Raw genomic sequence first — 16,039 nt, 5'->3', positions numbered from 1 at the left:
CTAGAGCGCTGCGACCATCCGCGCGGCCATCTCCATCGCCGTCGCCATGGAGGCCGGGTCGGCGATGCCCTGCCCCGCAATGTCGAAGGCCGTGCCGTGATCTGGCGACGTCCGCACGAAGGGCAGCCCGAGCGTCACGTTCACGCCCTTCTCGAGCCCCATGTATTTGACCGGGATCAGCCCCTGGTCGTGATATTGCGCCACGACCACGTCGAACCGCCCCTGACGCGCCTGCATGAAGACCGTATCGCCGGGCCAGGGGCCTGACGCGTCGATCCCTTCGGCCTGCGCGGCCTTGATGGCGGGCGCGATAATCTCGATCTCTTCGCGCCCGAAGAGCCCGCCTTCGCCCGCATGGGGGTTCAGACCGGCCACCGCCACGCGCGGCGCGGCGATGCCGAAGGCGCGACAGCCCTGCTGAGCGAGGCGGATGGCTCGCATCTGCGCTTCGAAATCCGCCTGATCTATCGCATCCTTGAGCGAGACGTGGATGGTGACCAAAACTGTCCGGATCTCGTCATTGGCCAGCATCATGGCGACGCGGCCCCCGGCCTCGCGCACGCCGCCATGGGTCTCCAGCATCTCCGTATGGCCGGGGAACGGTATCCCGGCGGCAGACAGGGCCTCCTTGTGGATCGGGGCGGTGACGATGCCCGACACCGCGCCGGCGCGCGCAAGATCAATGGCCTTCAGGATCGCATCATAGGCCGCCTGCCCGGCCGCCGCGCTGACCTGTCCATAGGGATGCGCGGGGGCTTTGCCCGTCACGATCAACGGCAGAGATGCCTCCGGCACCTCCGTACCCGGATCAGAGATCTCGACGATGTCGAGGCCCGGCGCAACGAGGTCCCGCGCCCGTAGTGCCGTGGCGCGTTCGCCAAGCAATACGCAGCGGGGGGCACCGGGTCGCGTCGCGGCCCGCAGGGCCACCTCCGGGCCGATTCCCGCCGGATCGCCAAGGGTAACGGCAAGCGGGATCACGCTTGTTTTCGAATCTGTCATGTCGCCAGCCTACCTCGGATGGAGGGTGAAAAAATCCCCCTTTTCAGCAATTTACAACACAAGTGCGTTTCGGCGGGAACCGGAATGTCCAACCCCGTGTTGGCCCAACAAGAACGACGCCGCGTCGTTTACACAAAATGGAGAGGACCCCCTCATGAAACATCTCATGCTGACCACTGCCCTGATCGCCGCCGGTGCTGCCGGTGCCGTTCAGGCCGAAGCTCACAAAGATGCAACCGCCGCTTCGCCGTTCATGGCGCAGCCGGGCGAACAGTCGATCCACGCCTCCAACTTCATCGGGATGCGCGTCTACGCCGCCGAGAATTCCGGCGAGATGACCGAAGCCGAAGGTGCCGGCCAGGAATGGGAAGACATCGGTGAAATCAACGATGTGATCATGTCCCGCGATGGCCAGGTCAACGCCGTTCTGGTCGATATCGGTGGCTTCCTCGGCATTGGCGAGCGCCAGGTCGCGGCCAAACTGTCCGACGTCCAGTTCGTCTCCGACAGCTCGACCGAAGATGCCGACGATTTCTTCCTCGTCCTGAACGCCGACCCGGCAACGCTGGAAGAAGCGCCTGAATTTGGTGCCGAACAGCAGGCCAGCGCGGACATGTCCGAAGATGGCGAAGGCTCCGACATGGCAGCCGCCACCGGGACCGAAGCGTCCGAAGACGGCATGACCGACGAGACGCCGATGGAGTCCGCCGAAGCGGAAACCGAAGAGATGGCGAACGAAGCTGGCGAAGAGATGGCAGAGGCCGGCAACGAAGCCGAAGCAGCCATGGACGAGGCCGGCGACGAAATGGCCGACGCCGCGGACAATGCCGGCGAAGCGATGGAAGAAACCGGCGAAGACATGGCCCAGGCCGCTGAAAACACCGGCGAAGCCATTGAAGAAACCGGTGAAGACGTTGCCGAAGGCGCTGAAAACGCAGCCGAAGAGACCGGCGAAGCCGTTGCCGACGCAGCAGAATCCACCGAAGACACTGCCGAAGAAACCGGCAATGACATCGCGGCCGCTGCTGACGAGGCCAACGACGAGATGGCCGAAGCCGCTGACGAAGCGACCGATGCCGACGCCGAAAACATGGCTGCCTCGAAAGAAACCGGTGAGCCGATGATGGGCGAAGACATGGCCGAAGCGGATGCCGAAGCCGAAGGTGACATGAACGGCGAGAACTTCTCGGCCGCTGGTGACGCCGTGCTGACCGCCGAAAATCTTGACGGTGCCCGCGTTTACGACGCCAACGACAAGTGGATCGGTGAAGTCTCCGATCTGGTCGTGACCGAAGAAGGCGAAATCACCGACGCGATCGTCGATGTTGGTGGCTTCCTCGGCCTTGGCGAAAAGCCGGTCGCCCTGAAGCTGAGTGATCTGAAGATCATGCAGCAGGACGGTGGCAATGAACTGCGCATCTACACCGCGATGATCGAAAGCGATCTCAAAGAGATGCCGCGCTTCGAACAGTAATCGCTGTCGATTGAGAATTGAGAAAGGGGGCCGGTTTCGGCCCCCTTTTTCGTGCGCGCATGTTTGGGGGGATGGAGCCGGAGAACGGAAAAGGGGAACAACCCTGCCCCGCCAGCGTTCGTCTAGGAGCATTGAAAAGGGCCCTCGGATGTATCTCAAACCCTCCCCTCTTTCGCCGTCGGGACCGGCACAGGCGACCGACGCGGCCCCGCGCCGCATCGCGATCGTGGCCAATCCCGGCTCCGGACGCCGGGACCCGGGGCTGTTCGACCAGATATGCGACGCTGTGGACCGCCACGGCGCACAGGCCAGCCTGCACGTGGTCAAGGATGGCCGGTCGCTGACCGACGTGGCCCGCGAGGCGCTGGAGGATGACATCGACATCCTGGCGGTCGGTGGAGGCGATGGCTCTATCGCCGGTGTGACCTCGGTCCTGTTCGAACGCCAGCAGCAGGGACACGACGTGCCGCCGCTGGGGATCATTCCGCTGGGCACCTTCAACTACGTCGCCCGGTCCCTGAACATTCCGCAGGACGATCCCGATGCCGCCGCTCGCACTTTGGCACAGGCGCCGGTGCGTCCCCTGTCCATCGGAGAGGTCAATGGACATGTCTTCCTCAACAACGCGTCGCTGGGGGCCTATCCCGCGATCCTGGACCAGCGCGAAGGCATCTACCGCAAATGGGGGCGCAGCCGCATCGCTGCCTATTGGTCCGTGCTGCGCGCGCTGATGACGCTTGGCAGCCCCCTGTCGATGAAGATCACGGTCGACGGAGAGCCGCGACGCGCGAAAAGCCCCCTCGCCTTCGTCGCGAATTCTGCCTACCAGATCGAGGAATTTGACCTGCCCGGCGCCGACAAGGTGCGCGAGGGGCAATTCGCGCTCTACGTGGCGCCGGATACCGGGCGCTACGGGCTGATCCTGCGCGCCCTGCGTCTCGCCGGTCGCGCCGCCCGTCCCGGGCGCGACATGGAGCTGATCCACGGTCGCGAGGTGAAGATCGAGACGCGGCAGAAAAAGCGACTCGTCGCGCGGGATGGCGAGAAGAGCGAGATGAAAAGCCCCTTCTGCTTCACCTTGCACAAGGACGTATTGCGCGTCATCGCACCGGAGACTGACCAAGACCCATCATGACGACCCGACTGATCCACCTGTCCGACCTGCATTTCGGCCGCGACAAGCCTGAACTGCTTCGCCCTCTGATCGAAACCGTCAATCGCCTCGCCCCCGACGTGGTTGCGATTTCCGGGGACCTGACCCAACGGGCCTTTTCCAGCCAGTTCCGCGCCGCGCGAACCTTCATCGACCATCTGGATGCGCCGGTTCTTTCCGTGCCTGGCAACCACGATTTGCCGATCCATCGGCCCTTACGGCGCGTCCTGCGTCCCTTCACCATGTACCGGCGCCATATCTCGCCCGACCTCGAGCCGACCTGGCTGTGCCCCGACCTTGCAGTGATCGGGCTGAACACCGCCTCGCCCTGGCAGTGGCAAAGCGGCTGGGCGCGCGGGTCGTCGATCCGTCGCGCGGCGATGCTGTGCCAATCCGGCCCGGCGTCGCGCCTGAACGTGATCGTCGCACATCATCCCTTCGACATGCCCGCCCACAGCGACAAGAAAGGCATGCGGAACGCCGCCAAGGGCCTGACCAAGCTGACCGAAGCCGGGGCCGACATCGTCCTTTCGGGGCATCTGCACCGCTGGCATGTCATCACCCCGCCCGACCCGAAAGCCCCCGGTGCCCTGCAACTGCATTGCGGAACGGGCCTGTCCACGCGCCAGCGCGGGGAGCCCAACGATTTCGCAATGCTGGATATCGGAAAACCGGGCGAAGACAGCCGGGTGACGATCACCCGCTGGATTGCCGGGCCGGATTACCGGTTCTCGGCGCGGGAAGAGCTGATATTCCATCGCGGCCAGGACGGATGGCAAAGCCCGTCGGTGCAGGAAATCCCCGCCGACCGGGCCTGAGATAGACAGGTTTGCAGCACCTGTTTTGCCCGAGGGGAAAATCGTCCATAAGCAGTCACACTTCAACCTGACTGATTCCGGAACGAGATCATGCACGATATCCGCGCTATCCGCGAGAACCCCTCCGCCTTTGACGCCGCCCTGGCCCGTCGCGGGGTGTCGCCGGTCTCATCCGAGATCCTGGCGCTGGACGAACAACGCCGCAGCCGCATTCATGCGGCCGAGACCGCCCAGGCGGAACAGAACGCCTCCTCCAAGGCGATCGGCAAGGCCAAGGCCAGTGGTGACGAGGCCGAGTTCGAACGGCTGCGTGCGCTGGTGGCCGAGAAGAAGGCCGAGGTCGCCCGAATGCAATCCGAGGCGAAAGAGCTGGACAGCCAGCTGACCGACATGCTGATGGGCATTCCCAACCTGCCCCACGACGATGTGCCGGACGGCGCCGACGAGGACGACAATGTCGAACTGCGGACCCATGGCACGCCGCCCGAATTCGCCTTCAAGCCGCTGGAGCATTACGAGCTGCCCGGCGTGAAGGACGGTATGGATTTCGAAACGGCGGCCAAGCTGTCCGGTTCGCGCTTTGTCGTGTTGTCGGGCGGTGTTGCCCGCATTCACCGCGCGCTCGCGCAGTTCATGCTGGACACCCACACGACCGAAAACGGTCTGACCGAGACCTGGACCCCGGTCCTGGTCAAGGAAGAGATGATGTATGGCACCGGTCAGCTGCCCAAGTTCGGCGAGGACAGCTATCAGACCCGCGAGGGCTGGTGGCTGGTGCCGACCGCGGAGGTCACGCTGACCAACATCGTCAACGACGTAATGATCGACGAAGGCTACCTGCCCCGCCGCTACGTCGCCCACACCCAGTGCTTCCGGTCCGAGGCCGGCAGCGCGGGTCGTGACACAGCCGGCATGCTGCGCCAGCACCAGTTCGAGAAAGTCGAGATGGTGTCGATCACCAAGCCCGAGGAAAGCCGCGCCGAGCTGGACCGCATGACCGACTGCGCAGAGGGCATCCTGCGGCGCCTCGGCCTTGCCTTCCGCACCGTGGCCCTGTGCACGGGCGACATGGGGTTCGGCGCACGCCGCACCCACGACATCGAGGTCTGGCTGCCCGGTCAGAACGCCTATCGCGAGATCTCCTCGGTCTCGGTCTGCGGTGACTTCCAGGCGCGCCGCATGAATGCCCGCTACCGCCCCGAAGGCGGCAAGCCGGAATTCGTGCATACGCTCAACGGATCGGGCCTCGCCGTCGGGCGCTGCCTGATCGCGGTGCTGGAAAACGGTCAGCAGGAAGACGGCTCTGTCGTCCTGCCCGAGGCGCTGCATCCCTGGCTGGGCGGCAAGACGACCCTGACCGCCGACGGCGTCCTCGTCTGAACGATCAGGGCCGCACCCGGACACCCCGGGTGCGGCCCCTTTGCCTTTCGGTGTCAGCTCCCCAGAGCGATCACTCTTCGATCAGGCCCGCATCCACGGCGGCTGTCAGCTCTTCCGGGCTCACCTCGCCGCTGGCATCGGCGTCCATTTCCATGAACAGCGCCTCGGTCAGCTCCGGATAGGAGACGGTCAGTTCCTCCATGGAATAGCTGCCGCTGGAATCCGTGTCCTCGACCATCGTTTCCGCCAGAAGCGGGGTCGCGGTCAGGCCAAGGATCGCGGCGATACGGGTCATCGAGTTCATCATGTTTTCTCTCCTGTTGAGGTTGATGTGACGGCTTCACGGACCGTCAGGAGGGAAGCTGGGTGAGAGGGAGAGAGCGGGCAATACGCTGTGAACGTCCGAAACCCTGGACCACGGTTTTGCGCAAGCGCATGCCCAAAGCGCGAAGGCTGCGGCTGCGTTTCGCGCATTGGTGGTGCCGCGGCCGGGCCGGTTTTCGACCGAACCGGCCAGCCCTTGCCGAAGGTTGGGCGGCATTCGGCACAACCAAATCGTCACTTACGCAAAGCCCTGATTTGCGCCAGTTTCCGCCATGACCGGATCGGCTGATGATTCTGCCTGAAGCGTGGGCTGAAATGAACCAAACCGGGGGCTCACGCGTAGGGTTAACATGATACGCATGAAGGCCATCCTGACATTCACCGCCGCCGTTGCATTTGCCCTGTCGCCTTGGTTGTCGACCGGGTTCAACGGTTTCTCGCCCGACCAATTCCCGGTGCCGCAGACCGATCCGCCGATCCAGCCTGCGGGGTGGGCATTTTCCATCTGGGGCCTGATCTATGCCTGGCTCATCTTCTCTGCCGGGTATGGCCTGTTTAAACGCGACGAGGACCCGGCCTGGGACAGGACACGCTGGCCGCTGATCGCGTCGTTGGTCGTCGGGGCGGCGTGGATACCGGTAGCCAATATCTCGCCCATCTGGGCAACAGTCCTGATCTGGGTGATGTGGGGCACGGCCCTGATAGCGCTGCTGCACACACCGCTGACGGATCGCTGGTGGCTGCGGGCGCCGGTCGCGCTCTATTGTGGCTGGCTGACCGCTGCATCGTCGGTGGCGACTGCGGTGCTGGCGACGGGATATGGCGCAACCCCGGTCCTGACGATCCATGCGGCCTTTCTGATCGGAGCCTTGGCGCTGGCGTCGATCGTGCTGCGCATCCTGCCCGAAATCACTTACCTGCTGGTGCTGGTCTGGGCGCTGATCGGGATCGTCGTGTCGAACCTCGCCCCGGCAGAGCCGCTGATGATCGCCCTACCGGTCATCGGAATGGGGCTTCTGGGCCTGCCATTCGTGCTGAAACGCTCGTGACAGCCACCGCGGCCGGAAGAGGGCCGCGGTTCGCATATCGGTTCCGAAACGCACCGTAGCGCGTTGTCACTTCACGACAATTTCGGTTTTCCAAGGTGCTTGCGCAGGCGGGACGGGGTAGCCTTCTTGCGGCCCTTGTAAGGGTTCTTGTCCGCTTGGGACCGCAGGTAGAGCCGGATCGGCGTGCCCGGCATATCGAATCCTTCCCGCAGACCGTTGGTCAGGTAGCGGGAATAGCTGTCCGGCACCTTGTCGGGGTGCGAGCACATCACGACAAAGGCAGGCGGCCGCGTCTTCGCCTGCGTCATGTAGCGCATGCGGATCCGTTTGCCCTGAGGCGCGGGCGGTGGGTGCTGTTCCAGCATGCCGATCAGCCAGCGGTTCAGCTTTGCGGTAGAGACCCGGCTGTTCCAGACCTCATGCGCCCGCACGATTGCCGCGTTCAGACGATCAAGGCCACGCCCGGTCTTGGCCGAAACGGTGACGAGCGGTGCGCCGCGCAGCTGCGGCAGAAGCCGTTCGAAGGACTCCTTCAGATCACGCAGCTTGCCCTGCTTGTCCTCTTCGAGATCCCATTTGTTCACGGCGACCACGACAGCCCGGCCCTCGCGTTCGGCAAGGTCGGCAATGCGAAGGTCCTGTTGTTCAAAGGGAATCGCCGCATCCAGCAGGACGACCACGACTTCCGCGAACTTCACGGCGCGTAGACCATCAGACACCGACAACCGTTCCAGCTTGTCCTGCACCTTGGCCTTCTTGCGCATGCCCGCCGTGTCGAAGATGCGAACCGGCAGCCCATCCCATTCTGTGCGGAGAGAAATGGAATCGCGGGTGATCCCGGCCTCGGGCCCGGTCAGCAGGCGATCTTCGCCGATGATCTTGTTGATCAGGGTCGACTTGCCCGCATTGGGGCGACCGACCACGGCGACCTGGAGGGGGCGTTCGTCGCTGGGGCGCCAGCTTTCGTCCTCCTCCGGCTCCTCGTCCACATCGATATCGGTGTCGGGGGTCAGACCCGCCTGCTCCATGGCGTCGGCGGCTGCGGCCTCTTTCTTGGCAAAGCTTTCGGCGATCGGGTCCAGCACGGCGGCCAGTTCGCTCATCCCTTCGCCATGTTCGGCGGACAGGCGCAGCGGTTCGCCCAGGCCCAGCTCGTAGGCCTCGATCAGGCCGTCCTCACCGGCACGCCCCTCTGCCTTGTTGGCGGCGAGGATCACATGGGCCGACCGTTTGCGCAGGATATCGGCGAAGAAATGATCCGAGGCGGTCAGGCCAGCGCGCGCATCGACCACGAAAAGGCAGATATCGGCCATGTCCACGGCCCGTTCCGTCAGCTTGCGCATCCGGCCCTGAAGGCTTTCATCGGTCGCTTCTTCCAGGCCGGCCGTGTCGATCACCGTGAATCGCAGATGGCCCAGCCTGGCATCGCCTTCGCGCAGGTCACGGGTCACGCCCGGCTGGTCGTCGACCAGGGCCAGGCGCTTGCCCACAAGGCGGTTGAAAAGCGTCGACTTGCCCACGTTGGGCCGCCCGACGATGGCGAGAGTAAAGGACATCTGAGGCCTCGAACCTTGTCAGAAGCTGCGAAAGACGCCCCGATAGCCTATTCCGGGCTTAACGGAAAGCGTGCAATTGCCCGCGAGCGGATACCACATAAAGCGTCCCCCCGGCCACAACCGGGTTCGTGGTCGCCCCGCCGGGCAGCGCGGCCTGCCCCACCAGGTCGCCCGAGGCCGGGTCGAAGAGGCGCAGAACGCCGTCACCGGACGCCACGACAAGCCGACCGCCCGCCATGACAGGGCCGTGATGCGGATAGACCGCGCGCTGGCGGCGGGGGCGGTCGGTGGTGAAGAGCGGAAGTTCGGTGCCCCAGACCTTTTCGCCGGTTTCCGCGTCCAGCCGGACCAGTTCGTTCCGGTCCGAGACCAGGAAGACGGCATTGCCGACGGACCAGACCGACGACATCGGACCTTGCTTGGCAGACCAGAGCCGTTCGCCGGTTTCTGCATCGAGCGCGACCATGGAGCCGGACTGGATACCGGAATAGACGCGGCCATTGGCGACGACCGGATCACCGCTGATATCGGTCACGACCGACCGAGCGTATCCCGGGCGACGGCCGCTGACCAGGGCGCCCCATTTGCGCAGGCCACCCACACGATCGACGGCCTGAACCTCACCCGAGGCATTGGCGAAGATCACGTTCTCGCCTGCCACGGCGGGGGCCGGACCACCGGCCAGGGTATTGTTGTCGGGCGTCCCGGCCAATTGCCAGCGGATGCGGCCGTTGCCGGTTTCAACGGCCCATGCGGTGCTGTCCCCGGAGACGAGGTAGACCAAGTCGCCGATCACGGTCGGGGACCCGGTGCCAGCGGCGTCGAGGTCCTGTTCCCACAGGATCGCACCGGTCGCCGGGTCCAGCGCGGTCAGTTCGCCATAACCCGTCGTCACGAAAAGCTTGCCCGCGCCGTAGGCGAGGCCCCCGCCGGAGGCATCACCGGCATTGTCGCGCGCCGGGACCAGATCGCGGCTCCAGACGACACCGCCGCCGGTCGAGACGGCGGTCACCTTGGCTTCGCTGTCGAGTGCGAAGACACGACCATCGGCGACCACCGGATCGGCGGTGATGCGACCGCGGCGGCCATCGCCGGCCCCGATATTCGCGGTCCAGATCAGCGACGGCGACGCGGTGAAGGCGGCATTGCTGGTACGGGTTGAGGGCGAGCCCGGCCGTTGCAGCCAGTTGGCATTGTTCACGGCGCCCGGGATCGCAACCGGTTCGGTGCGGTCGACGGTTTCGGCGTCAGGTTCGTCCACCGGCGCGTCGGAATAGACCGAAGAGATATCTTCGCGCTTGCCGGTCAGGTAGCTCTCGGGTTCGGCACAGGCCGCGAGCGTGGCGACGCTGCCGATCAGGGCCAGACGCAGCCCGAGGGATGCGATCCCGTTCATGTTCTTAGCCATTGCAAGCGATGCCATTGGTCCTGCGCCCCCGCCGATATTCCCTAAAAGGCCGCGGCCCTTCAATTTCCGTCCGACGATGCCTCGTCCGAGGCGCCGTCCAGCGACCCTCCGAGGGACACAATCAACTGAGAAACCCTTCGTTGCAAGTCCGCAGACAGACCGGCCTCTTCCAGAAGCGAATTCAAGGCGTTGAGGGCCGCGTCGCGATCCCCTTCCTCGACATGGGTCAGCGCAATCTGTTCCAGCGCGAGGTGGCGCAGCGGTGCGCCCGGCGCGGACAGCCCTTCATAGGCCGCACGGCGATCTGCGGGGCTGAGCGTATCGCCCTGAAGCGCCAGCGCGCGATACTGTGCCAGCGAACGGTAAATGAGCGGCAGGTCGGGATTGTTGGCCACGACAGTGAGCGTATCCACCGCGCCCGAGGTATCCCCGGCTTCGGACGCTTCGGCCGCCTTCATCAGGTCGCGCACGGCAGCGGCCCCCGGCGTTTCCGCCTGAATGCTGTCGAGAGCCGTCACGCGTTCCTGCGCCTCGGATTGTTCCAGAGCGGACAGCAGGGCATTGCCGAAGGTTTCGGCCCGGGCGCGGTCCTGCGACTTGCGGTATTCGTTCCAGGCCGCGCCGCCGACGATCAGGATGACAACGACAGCCGCGATCCAGCCATAGCGGCGGAACATCGCGAAAAGCCGGTCACGGCGGACCTCTTCGGTCACCTCGTCAATGAAAGAATCCGACTGGCTCAAAACGACCCCCTGTTTCTGGTTGGCCCGTCTTAACCTGTCGTCCCAGCAGTGCCAAGAGCGGGAAATTGTCCGTGTTTGGCAGGAGAAACAGAGTTCTCACCCTATGCGGCGTTGCAGAAAATCGATTCTGAACTATACAGTTTAGAAAATGCCCCTCGCCCTCTTGTAATGGAGGCCGCAATCGCTACTTCGGGGCAAACTGGTTGAATATTGTCATCGGGCCCCTCTGTTATGCGACTATTTCCTATACTCAGCGCAATCCTGGTCGTCCTTGTTCTTTACGGGCTGATTATGGAACGCGACACGCTGCTCGCCGTCGCACGCGGAGAGGCTGCACCGGTCGAATTATTGCAGCAGGACGAAGACACCGCAGAGCCCGAAGCGGCAGAGCCGGTCGTGGACGTCGCCGACAAGACGCCTGACGTCAAACCCGTGGGCGTTGTGACGATCATGTCCGAAGCACAGGTCATCGACAGCGCTGTCGTGATCCGTGGCCAGACCGAAGCCGCACGCAGCGTCGAGTTGCGCGCGGAGACGACCGGCACGGTCATCTCCACGCCGATCCGCAAAGGCGCGCTGGTGCAGGAAGGCGACCTGCTATGCGAATTGGACCCCGGCACCAAGCAGAACACGCTGGACGAAGCCGAGGCACGGCTGGCCGAAGCCGAAGCCAACGTCCCTTCCGCCGAGGCCCGCGTCGAAGAAGCCCTGGCCGTGCTCGCCGAAGCACGCATCAACCAGAACGCGTCGCAGAAACTCTCGCAAGGCGGCTTTGCATCCGAAACCCGCGTGGTGTCGAGCGAGGCGTCGGTCCGTTCTGCCGAGGCTGCAGTGGCCCAGGCCCGCAGCGGCCTGAGCACGGCACAGGCGGCGATTCAGTCTGCCGAAGCCGCCGTCGCATCCGCAGAACGCGCATTGACGCTGACCGAGATCCACGCCCCCTTCGGCGGGCTGCTGGAGGCGGACACGGCTGAACTGGGGTCGTTGCTGCAAAACGGCGGGCTCTGCGCCACGATCCTGCAACTGGACCCGATCAAGTTGGTCGGCTTCGTGCCCGAAACCGAGGTGGGTCGCGTCAAGCAAGGCGCCCGGGCCGGTGCCCGTCTGGCCGCCACCGGGGAACAGGTCGTCGGGACCGTCACGTTCCTGTCCCGCGCCGCCGACCCGCAGACCCGAACCTTCCGCGTGGAAATCGAAGTGCCAAACGCCGATCTCTCGATCAGCGACGGTCTGACCGCCGAGATCGGTATCGAATCCGCTGGTGCCGACGCGCACCTGATCCCGCAATCGGCCCTGACGCTGAACGATGACGGCAAGCTGGGTGTCCGGACCGTCGAAGATGACAACATGGCCGGGTTCAAACCCGTGCGCCTGCTGCGCGATACGCCGGAAGGCGTCTGGGTGACCGGCCTGCCTAAGACCGCCCAGGTCATCGTCATCGGCCAGGAATATGTCGTGGCCGGCGTGCCCGTCGCGCCCACCGTCAAGGAGACCGAGCAATGACCGGCATCGTCTCATGGGCCGCATCCCGCGCCCGAATGGTCCTGGCCTTCGTCGTCCTGTCATTGCTGGCAGGCGGCTTTGCCTACGCGACATTGCCAAAAGAGGGTGAGCCGGACATCGAAATCCCGGCTCTTTTCGTATCGGTCCCCTTCCCTGGCATCTCGGCGGCCGACAGTGAAACACTGTTGATCAAGCCGATGGAGACCGAGCTGCAAGACCTTGATGGTCTTAAGAAAATGACCTCCACCGCATCCGAGGGCTATGCCGGTGTGGCTTTGGAATTCGAGTTTGGCTGGGACAAGACCAAGATCATGGCCGACGTGCGCGATGCCATGTCGACCGCGGAAAGCAATTTCCCCGAAGGATCCGAGAAATACACGATCAACGAGATCAATTTCTCCGAGTTTCCGATCATCATCGTCAACCTGACCGGCCAGGTGCCGGAGCGGACAATGGCGACTGTGATCAAGGACTTGCAGGAGGCCGTTGAGGGGATCGATGCGGTTCTCGAGGCGGGTATCGCCGGCAATCGCGACGAGATGCTGGAAGTCGTGATCGACCCGCTGCGACTGGAAAGCTACAACGTCACCGCCGCCGAACTGATCAACGTCGTCCAGAACAACAACCAGCTGATCGCCGCCGGCGAGGTGGAAACCAACCAGGGCACGTTCTCGGTCAAGATCCCAGGGTCGTTCGACGAACCACAGGACGTTTATTCCCTGCCCGTCAAAAGGAACGGCGACCGGATCGTGACTTTGGGCGACCTGGCAGAGATCCGGCTGACCTTCGAGGACCGCACCGGCACCGCACGGTTCAACGGCGAGAAGACGACCGCGCTGCAGGTGGTGAAACGCAAGGGGTTCAACCTGATCGACACCGCCGAAGAGGTGAAGCGCGTCGTCGCCGCCCAGCAGGAAACCTGGCCCGAGGAACTGAAAGCGGCGGTCGAGGTCGGCACCTCCAATGACCAGAGCCGCGTCGTCGGCTCCATGGTGTCGCAGCTTGAAGGCTCGGTCCTGACGGCAATCGCTCTGGTGATGATCGTCGTTCTGGCCGCGCTTGGCCCGCGGCCTGCGCTTCTGGTGGGCTTTGCCATCCCGACCTCCTTCCTGCTGTGCTTCGTGTTGCTGGGGCTTATGGGGGTCGCGATTTCGAACATCGTCATGTTCGGCCTGATCCTGGCCGTCGGCATGCTCGTCGACGGTGCCATCGTCGTCGTCGAATATGCGGACAAGCGCATCCAGGACGGCGTCGGCCCGATGCACGCGTATGTCGAGGCCGCACAGCGGATGTTCTGGCCCGTGATCTCGTCCACAGCGACGACGCTTTGCGCCTTCCTGCCGATGCTGTTCTGGCCCGGTGTTCCGGGTGAGTTCATGGGGATGCTGCCCGTCACGCTGATCTTCGTCCTTTCGGCCTCGCTGGTGGTGGCGCTGGTCTACCTGCCCGTCATGGGCGGCGTGTCCGGCCGGTTCTCCCGCGCGCTTGGTAACATGTCTGACGCGTTGCGCCGCTCTGCCCCATGGGCCGTGCGGGCAGTGCTGGTGGTTGTCGCGCTCTACGTGGTGTTCATCGGCGCGATGCAGACGCTGAACCCGGCCTACCTGCTTGGCGATCAGGCCCCGGACGGGGCATTGGCCCTGCTGCCCGGGGCAGTGATCTTCTGCCTTGGCGTCTTCGCGGCCTCCGTTACCATCGGGGCGGCCAAGATCACTTGGGGCCGCAAGAAGATCCGCGCGGGTCACCGCCGCACCGCCTTTGGCTGGTTCATCAAGCTGCTGGCAGGCAACCCGATCATGCCGTTGCTGACCGTCGTAGCTGTCGTTGTCTTCGTCGGTGCAACCTTCCAGACCTACGGTGCGAACAACAAGGGCACCGAATTCTTCGTCGAAAGCGAGCCCGAGCAAGCCATCGTCTATGTCCGCGCCCGCGGCAACCTGAGCTTGGCCCAGAAGGACGAGCTTGTCCGCGAGGTCGAGGAGGTCGTGCTCACGCATCCGGGCGTTCTGAACGCCTTTGCCTTTGCCGGTGACGGTGGCCTGAACTCGAATACCGGTGGCGCGCAGCCGCCGCTGGATACGATCGGCCAGGTCCAGCTCGAGATCGTGCCATGGGAGGACCGGATGGACCGGCCGGACCTCGATGGCGACCTCGTGATCGAGGAACTTACCCAGCAGATCCAATCCATCCCGGGCATCAAGGTCGAGATCCTCTCGGCCAGCATGGGCCCGGCATCGGCCAAGCCGGTGCATCTGCGTCTGATGGGCGACGATTTCGACACGCTTCAGGCGGCGACCAACACGGTGCGGCAGCATTTCGAAGAGATGGAGGGCCTCCGCCTGATCGAGGATACGCTCCCCCTGCCCGGCATCGACTGGCAGATCGACGTGGATGTCGAAAAGGCCGGTCGGTTTGGCGCGGATGTGGCGACCGTCGGGGCGATGGTGCAGCTGGTCACGCGCGGCATCCTGCTGGACACGATGCGCGTCGACAGTTCGGACGAGGAGATCGAGATCCGCGTGCGCCTGCCCGAAGAGGACCGCGTCCTGTCGACGCTCGACACGCTGAAGGTGCGGACCTCCGACGGGCTTGTTCCGCTGTCCAACTTCATCACCCGCGAACCCGTGGCCAAGCTGGCCAAGATCGACCGGATCGACCAGAAACGGTTCTACGACGTCAAGGCCGCCGTGGCCGATGGCCTGACCAAGACGGTGATCGCCGAAGACGGCACCGAAACCCAGGCCCCGATCACGCCGAACGAACGGATCGAACAGATCACCGAATGGCTGGAAACCGATCCCCTGCCGACGGGGATCACTTGGGAATGGACAGGTGACCAGGCAGATCAGGAGGAAAGTTCTGCCTTCCTGGGTCAGGCCTTCGGGGCCGCGCTCGGGTTGATGTTCATCATACTGCTGGCGCAGTTCAATTCGATCTACAATTCGGTGCTGGTGCTTCTGGCCGTCGTCCTGTCGACCACCGGCGTCCTGATCGGCATGCTGGTGATGGATCAGACGTTCTCGATCATCATGACGGGTACGGGGATCGTCGCGCTGGCTGGGATCGTGGTGAACAACAACATCGTTCTGATCGACACTTACCAGGAGTTCTCGCAATACATGCCGCGCATCGAGGCGATCATCCGCACGGCAGAGGAACGGATCCGCCCGGTTCTGCTGACCACGATCACGACGATGGCGGGCCTCGCGCCCATGATGTTCGGCCTGTCGCTGGATTTCTGGAACGGTGGCTATTCGATCGATAGCCCGACGGCGCTGTGGTGGAAACAGCTGGCTACGGCTGTTGTCTTCGGCCTTGGCGTGGCGACGGTGCTGACGCTGGTGGTCACCCCCTCGCTGCTGGCGCTGCGGGTCTGGTTCGGCACCTATGTCAACTGGTTCGCCCGGCTTCTGGCCCGCCTGTCCTTTGGTCGCGGCAGCCGCGCCGCTCAGGATTGGGCCCTGCGCCGCGCCGCCCGCCGCGTCAAACGGCCCGAGATCATCTGGCCGCTGGAAAGCGACGACAGCGAAGCGCCAGCCCCGGCGACGTTACGCGCTGCAGAATAAACCCAGGTCAGAGGCGCGCATCACGGCGCGCCTTTTCCTTTTCCGGGCCAGGCAATGCGAAAG

General features: G+C 64.3%; 12 protein-coding genes. 7 read left to right on the top strand and 5 right to left on the bottom strand.

Translation table 11 applies throughout. The features are described 5' to 3' along the window. Positions 1-1,002 (bottom strand): 4-hydroxythreonine-4-phosphate dehydrogenase PdxA, encoded by a 1,002-nt coding sequence (gene pdxA / locus ATO9_RS16245; RefSeq protein WP_043751614.1) that lies wholly within the window; start codon positions 1,000-1,002, stop codon positions 1-3. A 154-nt stretch (positions 1,003-1,156) separates the two neighbouring features. Between pdxA and ATO9_RS23595 the strand changes: the two genes are divergently transcribed. The 4 genes from ATO9_RS23595 (at position 1,157) to serS (ending at position 5,827) form a co-directional block, all read left to right on the top strand. Then, positions 1,157-2,476, top strand: a complete 1,320-nt coding sequence (locus ATO9_RS23595) for a PRC-barrel domain-containing protein (protein ID WP_052418401.1) — start codon at positions 1,157-1,159, stop codon at positions 2,474-2,476. A 148-nt stretch (positions 2,477-2,624) separates the two neighbouring features. Further along, positions 2,625-3,611 carry a diacylglycerol/lipid kinase family protein gene (locus ATO9_RS16230; protein WP_052418400.1) on the top strand — a complete coding sequence of 329 codons (987 nt, stop codon included), beginning with the start codon at positions 2,625-2,627 and terminating at the stop codon, positions 3,609-3,611. After that, on the top strand, positions 3,608-4,447 hold the full coding sequence (locus tag ATO9_RS16225) for a metallophosphoesterase family protein (RefSeq protein ID WP_052418399.1): 840 nt from the start codon (positions 3,608-3,610) through the stop codon (positions 4,445-4,447). The genes ATO9_RS16230 and ATO9_RS16225 overlap by 4 nt, the downstream gene beginning before the upstream one ends. Positions 4,448-4,537: 90 nt before the next feature. Beyond that, positions 4,538-5,827, top strand: a complete 1,290-nt coding sequence (gene serS, locus ATO9_RS16220; protein WP_043751611.1) for a serine--tRNA ligase — start codon at positions 4,538-4,540, stop codon at positions 5,825-5,827. Between the two features lie 70 nt (positions 5,828-5,897). Here the strand turns inward: serS and ATO9_RS16215 are convergent, their stop codons facing one another. Then, positions 5,898-6,134, bottom strand: coding sequence for an EF-hand domain-containing protein (locus tag ATO9_RS16215; protein ID WP_052418398.1), 237 nt, complete (start codon positions 6,132-6,134; stop codon positions 5,898-5,900). A 367-nt stretch (positions 6,135-6,501) separates the two neighbouring features. On the opposite strand from ATO9_RS16215, the gene ATO9_RS16210 reads away from it, so the two are divergent. Next, entirely contained in the window at positions 6,502-7,200 is a 699-nt protein-coding gene (locus ATO9_RS16210; RefSeq protein WP_043751608.1) for a hypothetical protein, read from the top strand. Positions 7,201-7,271: 71 nt separating this feature from the next. On the opposite strand, the gene der is transcribed toward ATO9_RS16210, so the two are convergent. From der to ATO9_RS16195, 3 genes are read right to left on the bottom strand one after another with little or no spacing between them, the layout of a single operon-like run. Further along, positions 7,272-8,756 (bottom strand): ribosome biogenesis GTPase Der, encoded by a 1,485-nt coding sequence (gene der, locus ATO9_RS16205; protein ID WP_043751605.1) that lies wholly within the window; start codon positions 8,754-8,756, stop codon positions 7,272-7,274. 58 nt (positions 8,757-8,814) lie between these two features. Then, positions 8,815-10,179 carry a PQQ-like beta-propeller repeat protein gene (locus tag ATO9_RS16200; protein ID WP_238318789.1) on the bottom strand — a complete coding sequence of 455 codons (1,365 nt, stop codon included), beginning with the start codon at positions 10,177-10,179 and terminating at the stop codon, positions 8,815-8,817. A 44-nt stretch (positions 10,180-10,223) separates the two neighbouring features. Beyond that, complete coding sequence (locus ATO9_RS16195) at positions 10,224-10,907, bottom strand: tetratricopeptide repeat protein (RefSeq protein ID WP_043751598.1); 684 nt, start codon at positions 10,905-10,907, stop codon at positions 10,224-10,226. 231 nt (positions 10,908-11,138) lie between these two features. Here ATO9_RS16195 and ATO9_RS16190 point away from each other — a divergent pair, with 231 nt between their 5' ends. Both ATO9_RS16190 and ATO9_RS16185 read left to right on the top strand, forming a co-directional pair. Continuing rightward, entirely contained in the window at positions 11,139-12,410 is a 1,272-nt protein-coding gene (locus ATO9_RS16190; RefSeq protein ID WP_043751596.1) for an efflux RND transporter periplasmic adaptor subunit, read from the top strand. Then, a complete protein-coding gene (locus ATO9_RS16185) occupies positions 12,407-15,976 on the top strand; it encodes an efflux RND transporter permease subunit (RefSeq protein ID WP_043751593.1) in 3,570 nt (1,189 codons plus the stop codon). Before ATO9_RS16190 ends, ATO9_RS16185 begins: the two co-directional genes overlap by 4 nt. Positions 15,977-16,039 lie beyond the last annotated feature (63 nt).

It is taken from the genome of Pseudooceanicola atlanticus, from assembly GCF_000768315.1.
Classification (GTDB): domain Bacteria; phylum Pseudomonadota; class Alphaproteobacteria; order Rhodobacterales; family Rhodobacteraceae; genus Pseudooceanicola; species Pseudooceanicola atlanticus.
Note: the sequence above shows the minus strand (reverse complement) of the source record. Positions and strands in the feature narration are given on the sequence as shown.

What these genes read in the sequence shown, in the direction of transcription:
- ATO9_RS16215 (WP_052418398.1), bottom strand. Translation starts at nt 6,134, where the DNA reads ATGATGAACTCGATGACCCGTATCGCCGCGATCCTTGGCCTGACCGCG.
- ATO9_RS16190 (WP_043751596.1), top strand. Translation starts at nt 11,139, where the DNA reads ATGCGACTATTTCCTATACTCAGCGCAATCCTGGTCGTCCTTGTTCTT.
- ATO9_RS16210 (WP_043751608.1), top strand. Translation starts at nt 6,502, where the DNA reads ATGATACGCATGAAGGCCATCCTGACATTCACCGCCGCCGTTGCATTT.
- der (WP_043751605.1), bottom strand. Translation starts at nt 8,756, where the DNA reads ATGTCCTTTACTCTCGCCATCGTCGGGCGGCCCAACGTGGGCAAGTCG.
- serS (WP_043751611.1), top strand. Translation starts at nt 4,538, where the DNA reads ATGCACGATATCCGCGCTATCCGCGAGAACCCCTCCGCCTTTGACGCC.
- ATO9_RS16225 (WP_052418399.1), top strand. Translation starts at nt 3,608, where the DNA reads ATGACGACCCGACTGATCCACCTGTCCGACCTGCATTTCGGCCGCGAC.
- ATO9_RS16200 (WP_238318789.1), bottom strand. Translation starts at nt 10,179, where the DNA reads ATGGCATCGCTTGCAATGGCTAAGAACATGAACGGGATCGCATCCCTC.
- ATO9_RS16185 (WP_043751593.1), top strand. Translation starts at nt 12,407, where the DNA reads ATGACCGGCATCGTCTCATGGGCCGCATCCCGCGCCCGAATGGTCCTG.
- ATO9_RS23595 (WP_052418401.1), top strand. Translation starts at nt 1,157, where the DNA reads ATGAAACATCTCATGCTGACCACTGCCCTGATCGCCGCCGGTGCTGCC.
- ATO9_RS16230 (WP_052418400.1), top strand. Translation starts at nt 2,625, where the DNA reads ATGTATCTCAAACCCTCCCCTCTTTCGCCGTCGGGACCGGCACAGGCG.
- pdxA (WP_043751614.1), bottom strand. Translation starts at nt 1,002, where the DNA reads ATGACAGATTCGAAAACAAGCGTGATCCCGCTTGCCGTTACCCTTGGC.